Annotated in this window: 7 protein-coding genes, 1 pseudogene and 1 riboswitch; of the genes and pseudogenes, 1 reads left to right on the top strand and 7 read right to left on the bottom strand. The window is 65.6% G+C overall.

The annotated features are described in order from the left end of the window. Nucleotides 1-130 precede the first annotated feature (130 nt). From gshB to MRY84_RS22715, 5 genes are all read right to left on the bottom strand, one after another. The gene (gene gshB / locus MRY84_RS22695) at nt 131-1,099 is read right to left on the bottom strand and encodes a glutathione synthase (protein WP_291507928.1); all 969 of its coding nucleotides are present in this window, start codon (nt 1,097-1,099) and stop codon (nt 131-133) included. 115 nt (nt 1,100-1,214) lie between these two features. Beyond that, nucleotides 1,215-2,402, bottom strand: coding sequence for a benzoate/H(+) symporter BenE family transporter (locus tag MRY84_RS22700; RefSeq protein WP_291507929.1), 1,188 nt, complete (start codon nt 2,400-2,402; stop codon nt 1,215-1,217). A gap of 131 nt (nt 2,403-2,533) precedes the next feature. After that, nucleotides 2,534-5,272 carry a methionine synthase gene (metH, locus tag MRY84_RS22705; protein ID WP_291507930.1) on the bottom strand — a complete coding sequence of 913 codons (2,739 nt, stop codon included), beginning with the start codon at nt 5,270-5,272 and terminating at the stop codon, nt 2,534-2,536. A 25-nt stretch (nt 5,273-5,297) separates the two neighbouring features. Then, a riboswitch (S-adenosyl-L-homocysteine riboswitch) is annotated at nt 5,298-5,382 on the bottom strand. Between the two features lie 44 nt (nt 5,383-5,426). Then, nucleotides 5,427-6,158 carry a hypothetical protein gene (locus tag MRY84_RS22710; protein ID WP_291507934.1) on the bottom strand — a complete coding sequence of 244 codons (732 nt, stop codon included), beginning with the start codon at nt 6,156-6,158 and terminating at the stop codon, nt 5,427-5,429. 110 nt (nt 6,159-6,268) lie between these two features. Continuing rightward, the gene (locus tag MRY84_RS22715) at nt 6,269-6,727 is read right to left on the bottom strand and encodes a PACE efflux transporter (protein ID WP_291507931.1); all 459 of its coding nucleotides are present in this window, start codon (nt 6,725-6,727) and stop codon (nt 6,269-6,271) included. 73 nt (nt 6,728-6,800) lie between these two features. Here MRY84_RS22715 and MRY84_RS22720 point away from each other — a divergent pair, with 73 nt between their 5' ends. Continuing rightward, the gene (locus MRY84_RS22720; protein WP_291507932.1) at nt 6,801-7,715 is read left to right on the top strand and encodes a LysR family transcriptional regulator; all 915 of its coding nucleotides are present in this window, start codon (nt 6,801-6,803) and stop codon (nt 7,713-7,715) included. Nucleotides 7,716-8,236: 521 nt separating this feature from the next. On the opposite strand, the gene MRY84_RS22725 is transcribed toward MRY84_RS22720, so the two are convergent. Both MRY84_RS22725 and MRY84_RS22730 read right to left on the bottom strand, forming a co-directional pair. After that, nucleotides 8,237-8,668, bottom strand: a complete 432-nt coding sequence (locus tag MRY84_RS22725) for a DUF3592 domain-containing protein (RefSeq protein ID WP_291507933.1) — start codon at nt 8,666-8,668, stop codon at nt 8,237-8,239. Between the two features lie 127 nt (nt 8,669-8,795). Continuing rightward, nucleotides 8,796-9,067 (bottom strand): annotated as a pseudogene (locus tag MRY84_RS22730) (hypothetical protein); the annotation flags it as partial.

A 9,067-nucleotide genomic window follows, 5' to 3' on the forward strand; every position in this document is an offset into this window, starting at 1 on the left:
GGCACATCGCACCCAACACCACCAATCCAGCCCTTCAGCAGCTAACCCCTACGGGGATGCGCCTCTGAGCAGCGAAGCCCTCGACTATAGCACTGTTTCGGACCGCCTATCAACTCCCTGCAGCTTATTTTCAGGGTAAGGGCGCGGCAGGAGATGACTCGACCTTGGCCTCCAAGGCTGTGACGAAAGCGGCAGCCACGTCATATCCGGTCTGATCGAAGATTTCCTGAAAGCAAGTAGGACTCGTGACGTTGATTTCCGTCACGTAGTCACCGATCACATCCACGCCTGCCAGCAACAAGCCACGTGCTTGCAAAACCGGCCCCAGCGCATTGCCGATCTCCCAGTCGCGGGCCGAAAGCGGCCTGGCGACACCTTTGCCGCCAGCCGCGAGGTTGCCGCGCACCTCGCTGCCCTGGGGAATGCGAGCAAGGCAATAAGGCACAGGCTTGCCTCCGATGATGAGGACACGCTTGTCGCCATCGATGATCTCCGGCAGGAATTTCTGAACCATCACGCTTTGGGCGCCGTGCCGGTTCAGCGTTTCGGTGATGCTGCCCAGGTTAAGGCCGTCGGGCCCCACGCGGAAGATGCCCATGCCGCCCATGCCGTCCAAAGGCTTGAGGATGATGTCTTGGTGTTCCGCATGAAAGCGCTGGATATCGGCGGCGTCGCGGGTCACCAGAGTGGGCCCGATGAACTCCGGAAACTCCATGATCGCCAGCTTTTCAGGGTGATCGCGTAGCGCACGGGGCTTGTTGAAGACACGAGCCCCGTCTCGCTCGGCCTGCTCCAGCATGTGGGTTGCGTAGAAATACTCACTGTCAAACGGCGGGTCCTTGCGCATGACGATAGCGTCGAACTCCACCAGCGGTGCGCAGCGCTCAGGCTCGGCGGCGTACCACTCCGTTGGGTCGCCGGTAAGGCGGACGTCGCGCACAATGGCCGCCACTTTGCTCCCGCGCTGCCATGTCATGTGCCGCGGTTCGCAAACCGCGAGGGTGTGACCACGGCGCTGCGCTTCGCGCATCATGGCAAACGTCGTGTCTTTGTAGATCTTGAAGCTGTGCAGCGGGTCGGCAATGAAGAGCAGTTTCATGGTGCAGGATCAAAAGAAGGGGCAGGACACAAGCGGCGGACGCCGAACTGTCGTCTTTCTATCTATAGAGGCGGCACTCCCAGGGCGCGCCGTCTGGGCAACCCAAGCCGCAGGTTCAGGCGCGCCGTGCCGGTGGACGCCCGTACTGTTGCACAAATAGCGCAAAGCTGCCGGCCACCACGCCCCAGAAGGCTGATCCCACGCCCGCCACCACCACCCCGCTGAGCGTGACCAGGAAAGTGATCAATGCAGCCTCGCGATGCGTCTCGCTGCGCACCGCCGCCGCCAGCCCATTGCCAATGGTGCCCAGCAGGGCCAACCCCGCGATAGCAACCACGAGTTCGGCCGGGAATGCCGTCAACAGCCCGGTGATCACCGCCCCGAACAAACCCAAGGCCACATAGAGCGCGCCACACGATACGGCGGCCGTGTACCGCCGTTCGCGGTCTTCGTGGGCTTCCGGCCCCATGCACATGGCGGCGGTGATGGCGCTGAAGTTCAGGGCGAAGGCACCGAAAGGCGCCAGGACCAGGGTGGCCAGCCCCGTGAGCGTGATGAGCCGCGAGATGGGCAGCTGGTAGCCCGAGGCGCGGATGACGGCCACGCCGGGCAGGTTCTGCGACGCCATGGTGACCACGAAAAGGGGGATGGCCAGACTGACGATGGCGGAGAGACTGAACCGGGGCGCAGTAAAGACAGGCATCGCAAGCTCCAGCTGCACGGCCGACCAGGCCATCCGGCCCTGCAGGGCCACCAAGGCCACCGCTGCGGCCAGTGTGATGACCACGGCATAGCGGGGAGCGAGCCTGCGGGAAATCAAGTACACCGCCAGCATCGTCAGCACGAGGGGCAGCGCTGTCTGAGCGGCAGCAAACGCCTGCAGGCCGAAACGCGCCAACACGCCCGCCAGCAGGGCCGCAGCGATCTCCATCGGAATGCGGTCCATGGCCCGCTCGAACCAGCGGGTGACGCCCGCCACCGTGATGAGCAGGGCGCTCACCATGAAAGCGCCCACGGCCTCGCCCATGCTGAAGCCCCCCGCCAGCCCGGCGGTGGCCAGCACCGCCGCACCCGGGGTCGACCACGCCACCATGACCGGCATGCGCAGGATGAGCGACGGCACCAGGGAACACAGGCCCATGCCCAGTCCCAGCGCCCACATCCACGACGTGACCTGCGCCGGGGTGGCACCAAACGCCTGCGCAGCCTGGAACACAATGGCCACCGAACTGGTGAAGCCCACGAGCACCGCAACAAAACCCGCCGTGAACGCGGAAAGGCTCAGGTCTTTGAAAAACGCCATGGGCGGGCTCCTGGGGCCGCCCGACGCGAAAGCGCCCCCAGCGCTCCCTGCACGGGCCGGCAAGATGTTTCAATGAAAATCACCGCCGGCGCTTATCCTACAAGCGCAAGCAGCTATATTTTTAATAGCGATCAGAGATTCGGCGCCAGCAGCCGCTCCAGCACCTTCTCGTCCATGCCCCGGCGCTGGGCCATGTCGTGCAGCTGGTCTTCCCCGATCTTGCCGACGTTGAAGTACACCGCATCAGGGTGGCCGATGTAGAAGCCGCTCACGCTGGCGGCCGGTGTCATGGCGAGGCTCTCGGTCAACCCCATGCCGATTTCTTCGGCGTTCAGCACGCGGAACAGGTCGGTCTTGGCGCTGTGGTCGGGGCAGGCGGGGTAACCGGGCGCGGGGCGGATGCCGCGGTACTTCTCGGCAATCATGTCCTCATTGCTCAACTGCTCGCCCGCTGCGTAGCCCCACAGGTCGGTGCGCACGCGGTGGTGCAGGCACTCGGCAAAGGCTTCTGCCAGGCGGTCGGCCAGGCTCTTGAACATGATGGCGGAGTAGTCGTCCAGCGCGTCGATGAAGGCTTTTTCCTTCTTCTCCACACCCAGGCCCGCCGTCACGGCAAACATGCCCGCGTAGTCAGGAATGCCGCTGCTCTTGGGCGCCACGAAGTCGGCAAGGCAGCGGCTGGGGCGGGTCACGCCGTCGATGGTGTGTTTCTCGGCCTGCTGGCGCAGGCCGTACCAGGTCATGGCCACCTCGGTGCGGGTGTCGTCGGTGTAGAACTCGATGTCGTCATCGTTCACGCTGTTGGCGGGCAGCAGGGCCATCACGCCGCTGGCCGTGAGCCACCGGCCTTCGATGATCTTCTTGAGCATGGCCTGTCCGTCGGCAAACACACGCTTGGCCTCCACGCCCACCACCTCGTCGGTCAGGATGGCCGGGTACGGGCCGGCCAGATCCCAGGTCTGGAAGAACGGGCCCCAGTCGATGTACCGGGCCAGCTCGGCCAGATCGAAGTTCTTGAACACGCGGCGGCCCAGCGCGCGAGGCACAGCGGGCTGGTAGGCCGACCAGTCCACCGGCGTCTTGTTGGCGCGGATCTTGGCCAGGGACCACAGGGGCGCCGCCTTCTTGTTGGCATGCTGGGCGCGCACCTTGTCATAGTCGGCGTTCATCTCGGCCAGGTAGCTTTCGGCCCCCTCACCCAGCAGGCTCTGCGCCACGCTCACGCTGCGCGAGGCGTCAGGCACGTAGACCACGGGACCTTCGTAGTGCGGCGCGATCTTGACGGCGGTGTGCACGCGGCTGGTGGTGGCGCCGCCGATGAGCAGCGGGATCTTCTTGATGCGGAAGTGGTCGTCCTTCTGCATCTCGCCCGCCACGTACTGCATTTCTTCGAGGCTGGGGGTGATGAGGCCCGACAGGCCGACGATGTCCGCGCCCTCCACCTTGGCGCGCGCCAGGATCTCGTGGCAGGGCACCATCACACCCATGTTCACCACTTCAAAGTTGTTGCACTGCAGAACCACAGTGACGATGTTCTTGCCGATGTCGTGCACATCGCCCTTCACGGTGGCGATGACGATCTTGCCTTTGCTGCGAACGTCGCGCCCGGCCAGTTCGTCCTGGCGCTTTTCTTCTTCGATGTAGGGAATCAGGTGGGCCACGGCCTGCTTCATCACGCGCGCGCTTTTCACCACCTGGGGCAAGAACATCTTGCCCGCGCCAAAAAGGTCGCCCACGATGTTCATGCCGTCCATGAGCGGGCCTTCGATCACGTGCAGCGGGCGCCCACCCTTGGCCAGGATTTCGCGGTAGGCCTCTTCGGTGTCTGCGGTAATGAAGTCCGTAATGCCATGCACCAGCGCGTGCGACAGGCGCTGCGCCACCGATACCGGATGCTCGGGCGTGCCGCGCCACTCGAGCTTCTTGCTCTCATCCTTGGCGCCGCTCTTGGCGGTTTCGGCAATCTCGACCAGGCGCTCGCCCGCATCGGGCCGGCGGTTGAGCACCACATCTTCCACGCGCTCGCGCAGCGTGGGTTCCAGGTCGTCGTAGACGCCCACCATGCCGGCGTTGACGATGCCCATGTCCATGCCCGCCTTGATGGCGTGGTAGAGGAACACGGTGTGGATCGCCTCGCGCACCGGGTCGTTGCCGCGGAAGCTGAACGACACGTTCGACACGCCGCCCGACACCTTGGCGCCCGGCAGGTTCTGCTTGATCCAGCGCACGGCTTCGATGAAATCGACCGCATAGTTGTTGTGCTCTTCGATGCCCGTGGCCACCGCGAAGATGTTGGGGTCGAAGATGATGTCCTCGGGCGGGAAGCCCACCTCATCGACCAGAATGCGGTACGCACGCTCGCAGATCTCGATCTTTCGGGCAAAGGTGTCGGCCTGGCCCTGCTCGTCAAACGCCATCACCACCGCAGCCGCGCCATAGCGCTTGACCAGCCGCGCCTGGTGCTTGAAGGCTTCGAGGCCCTCTTTCATGCTGATGGAATTGACGATGCCCTTGCCCTGGATGCAGCGCAGCCCCGCTTCGATGACGTCCCACTTAGAGCTGTCGACCATGATGGGCACGCGGGCGATGTCGGGCTCGGAGGCGATCAGCTGCAGAAAGCGCACCATGGCAGCCTTGCTGTCAAGCATGGCCTCGTCCATGTTGATGTCGATGACCTGCGCGCCGTTCTCCACCTGCTGACGCGCCACGGCCAATGCCTCTTCGTACTGGCCGTTCAGGATCATGCGCGCGAAGGCCTTGGAACCGGTGACATTGGTGCGCTCGCCGATGTTGACGAACAGCGTGCCCTCACCGATCAAGACGGGCTCCAGGCCAGAGAGTTTCAAGGGGGGAATGGACAACGTGGACATAGGCTCACCTGCGCGGCACAAGGGGTTCAGGTGAGCGTCGTTGACGGATAAGGCAGAGCCCAAGCCTGACGGCTGATTCTGGTGAGGCCGCTGCAACGCTCCTTGGGCAAGCGGCGGATTTTACCGGGTCACGCGGAGGGGGCGGTCGGCCGCATCAGCGCACGGGCAGGAACTGCAGGAAGGTGCCGCCCACAATGCCCTGTACGTAGCTGATGGCCGCGCGGCGGTACTTCTCGGTGGTGAAGGTGGCCAGCAGATCCAGCCGCGCGATGATCTTGCCGAACTCCCGCTCGAAGCTCAGGTTGCGCCCTTGCGCGCCGATCTCGTCAGCCAGCAGCAGGGGCTGGCCCTGGGCATTGCGGCGCTGGGCCAGCAGCCACACGGCGGTCTCCACATTGCGCGCGGCGTTGTAGAGGTGCTGCGCGTCCACCCCGTCGAGCAAGAAGAATTCGGTCTTGCCGCCATGGGCGGTGACGATCATGTCGGCCGTGGCGTGGATCAACGCGGCCACGCGATCGCCCGCGAACTCGGGGGCCAGCGCGAGGCCCATGGCGGCGATGTCGCGGCGCCCCTGCAGTGGCGCCCAATGCTGGCGCTGCACGATGGCTGTGCGCAACTGGTCCAGCGCCTGCTCGCGGCTGGAAGCGCCGCCCTTGCGCCACTCGGCGGGGTTGCGGCGGTAAAGCTTGTCCGCGATGCGCAGCAGACCCTCCAGGTTCTCCCGCATGGCCAGCGTCGCCATGCGGTTGGCGTCCGACTGGGCCAGTTCGCCCGGTGCGGCCGCGGCACCCTTCACCTCGCCGCGCGGCGTGGGCGCAGTGCTGGCGCAGCCCGCCAGCGCCAGGCCCAGCCACACGCAAGCCAGCCGTCGCGGGGCGGGTGCCATGGAGGAGTAACGCTTCGGGGGCCCGTGCATGGGCGCGGATTATGGGGCGCCGGGCCGGGACCTCACCGCAGCTCACATTGTTTGACGATGGCGCGGCAGCCGCACCGTGCTCACGCTGCTGCCATCGCCGAGGCCGGCAGGCCGAACAGGTGATCGAACACCCAATTGAAGACAAACGTGTAGCACAGGAAAAACACGATCAGCCCCAGGTCCATGACGAAGGCATGCCACAGGCTGATGCCGAACCACCACGCGAACAGCGGTACCAGCGTGAAGACCAGCCCGCCTTCAAACCCAATCGCGTGCGCCACGCGCCGGCCCAGGCTGCGCCCGCGCACGGCCTGTCGCGACTCCCACCGCTCGAACGCCCAGTTGAAGAGGATGTTCCACACGATGGCGATGGCCGAGGCGGCCACGGCCACCACGCTCGAATGGCCTGCGCCCTGCCCCGTGAGCACCGACAGCCCGGCCGTGGCGGCAGCAATGGCGATCAACTCGTACAGGGTCACATAGATCAGGCGACGGCGAGGGCCTTGCAATCCAAAAAGAACAGGTTTCGGGGAGTCCATGGCTGGACTTTATATTTGTGCGCCTGACACTTAAAGTCAGCTTGTTTCAGTTTTTCTGATAGTTTGCCGCCCCATGGCTTTCCATTCCGATAGCGTCCAGGTGTTTTTGGCCGTGCTGGACCACGGCTCGTTCTCTGCCGCAGCCCGCGCGCTGTCGCGCGTGCCTTCCGCCGTGAGCATGACCATGGCCCATCTGGAGGCCGAGCTGGACGTGCAACTCTTCGACCGCAGCGGCCGCGAGCCCCGCCCCACCGCCGCCGCCCGCGCGCTGGAGCCCCAGGCCCGGCTGCTGGCCGGGCAGCTGCAGCAGCTCAACGCCCAGGCGCTGGCGCTGACACAGGGCCTGGAGGAGCGCCTCACCCTGGCGATCGCGCCGGAGTTGCTGGCCGCGCGCTGGACAGGCCCCCTGGCCACGCTGGCGCAGGAGTACCCGCTCTTGCAGGTGGAGGTGCTGGCCGCCCCGCAGGTGGACGCGCTGGCGCTGCTGCACAGCGGCCGTGCGCAGCTGGCTCTGGTGTTCGAGCGGCCCAGCATTGACGGGCGCGAGGGCTTTCAGGAGGTGGGCACGGAGACCCTGGTGGCCGTGATGGCGCCGCAGCACCCCGTGCTGGCCGCCGCACGCGCCGCCGCCCAGGCGCGCGGCGAGCCGCCAGGCAATGCCCGCCTGCGCGAAGAACACCTGGCCACTACGCGCCAGATCGTCGTGGCCAGCCGCGACCTAGGCCAGACCGATCCGCGCTTCGTGTTTGCCCGCCACCATTGGCGCACCGACAACCACCTGGCCGCCCTAGGCCTGATCGAAGCCGGCCTGGGCTGGGGCTGGCAGCCGCGCGCGCTGGTGCAGCCCCGCATTGCGGCGGGCACGCTGGTGGAGATGCCGTTCGAGAACCTGAGCAACGGCACCGCGCTGTGGGTGGATGTGGTGTGGTCCAAGGAGCGGCCGCTGGGGCTGGGGGCGCGGCGGTTTGTCGCGCTGATGAGAAACTGATCCGGGGCTTTTCAGCTGCGGCGGCACCAGGGAGCCACCCCGACGGAAACCTCCAGACGGCCGCGAAAATCAACAGGCACACCAGAAGCGGGGTCCTCAGCGCCGAGATGTCCGTATGCACCCAGCACGCCCCGCGCCCCAGGCTGCTGACCCGGCCCGGCACGCTGAATGGCTGCGGCTTGCGCAGGATGTCCAGGGACGTGCCCATCGTCTTGGGCACATCGTCGCCTTGAAACAGATAAAGCCGGCAATCTGGTGTTTCGCCGCCGGGTGCACGGGTGATGCGGACGCTCTGCATCGGTGGCCCTCGGCGCGCAGTCCACTCCTCGACCGACACCGAGGACACCTGAATCACCGCTTCATGCGAACTGGCCCACAGCGCCAGCCCCGGCGCATACGGGAGCATCGGCACAAGGCAGACCAAACCGAGCAGCAACAAACGCTTGGGTTGCACGGTGGATCGATCAGAAACGCTGCGGAGCCGGAACCAGCGCATCACCTGCGGGCCTCGCTCTGCGCCATCACGGCACCATGTGCAACGCAAAAAACACGACGAGGAAGATGCCAAACACCGCCGCCACCCCGGCGACGACGTTGATCCCCTCCTTCAGCTTGGATTCCCGAGGGTCGTCCTTGTAGACATAGACGCTCAGCGGTTGTCCCACAGGGTAGTTCCGGGCTTCTTCCTGGGCATCTCCACGCCCCATCCCGCTGTAGCCCACCAAAGTGGACCCGGTGAGGCTGGCGCCCGCGTATCGGTAGCCATACTCCACGCGCACATCCCACTGCGTGGACTGCTCCATGTTTCGCGAACTCCGCACGACGGTGCGAGTGACCTTGCCGTCCACACGCTCCCAATTGCTGGCCCACAAGCTTCTCCAGAAGGACTTGCCAAAAACGCAGGCCAGTGCGATACCGAGCGCGATTCCTATCGGTGCAATGAAATATTCCATGGGGTCCAACGGGTGAGCAGCGCCGCGATGGTAGCGAAGCCGGGGCACGTTTCCCGCGGGTGATGGGCACGGATCAATGATTGAAAGTTGCTCCAGCGCTTATCCATCAAGCGCTAGCAGCTATCATTTATGAAGCATCCTTGGTGTCCGGCCGTTGCAGGTACTCGCGCCGCTCGCCATCCTCCGGCACCCACAGGCGCTCGGCCCAGCCGCCCTGCTGCGCCAGCGACCGCACCGACGCGCGGGACGTCGGACAGTGGTCCAGCGCCTCCAGGTGGTTCACCACCAGCGCCCCAGGGGTCAGCCCTGCGGCCTCGGCCATGTCGGTGGCGTCCATGAGGATCTCGGCGCCCAGGTCGAAGCGTGCGCCGCCAGCGGGCAGCACTGCCACGTCGGGCC

It is taken from the genome of Acidovorax sp. (assembly GCF_022763525.1).
In the GTDB taxonomy this organism is placed as follows: domain Bacteria; phylum Pseudomonadota; class Gammaproteobacteria; order Burkholderiales; family Burkholderiaceae_C; genus Acidovorax.

What these genes read in the sequence shown, in the direction of transcription:
- gshB (WP_291507928.1), bottom strand. Translation starts at nt 1,099, where the DNA reads ATGAAACTGCTCTTCATTGCCGACCCGCTGCACAGCTTCAAGATCTAC.
- MRY84_RS22700 (WP_291507929.1), bottom strand. Translation starts at nt 2,402, where the DNA reads ATGGCGTTTTTCAAAGACCTGAGCCTTTCCGCGTTCACGGCGGGTTTT.
- metH (WP_291507930.1), bottom strand. Translation starts at nt 5,272, where the DNA reads ATGTCCACGTTGTCCATTCCCCCCTTGAAACTCTCTGGCCTGGAGCCC.
- MRY84_RS22710 (WP_291507934.1), bottom strand. Translation starts at nt 6,158, where the DNA reads ATGGCACCCGCCCCGCGACGGCTGGCTTGCGTGTGGCTGGGCCTGGCG.
- MRY84_RS22715 (WP_291507931.1), bottom strand. Translation starts at nt 6,727, where the DNA reads ATGGACTCCCCGAAACCTGTTCTTTTTGGATTGCAAGGCCCTCGCCGT.
- MRY84_RS22720 (WP_291507932.1), top strand. Translation starts at nt 6,801, where the DNA reads ATGGCTTTCCATTCCGATAGCGTCCAGGTGTTTTTGGCCGTGCTGGAC.
- MRY84_RS22725 (WP_291507933.1), bottom strand. Translation starts at nt 8,668, where the DNA reads ATGGAATATTTCATTGCACCGATAGGAATCGCGCTCGGTATCGCACTG.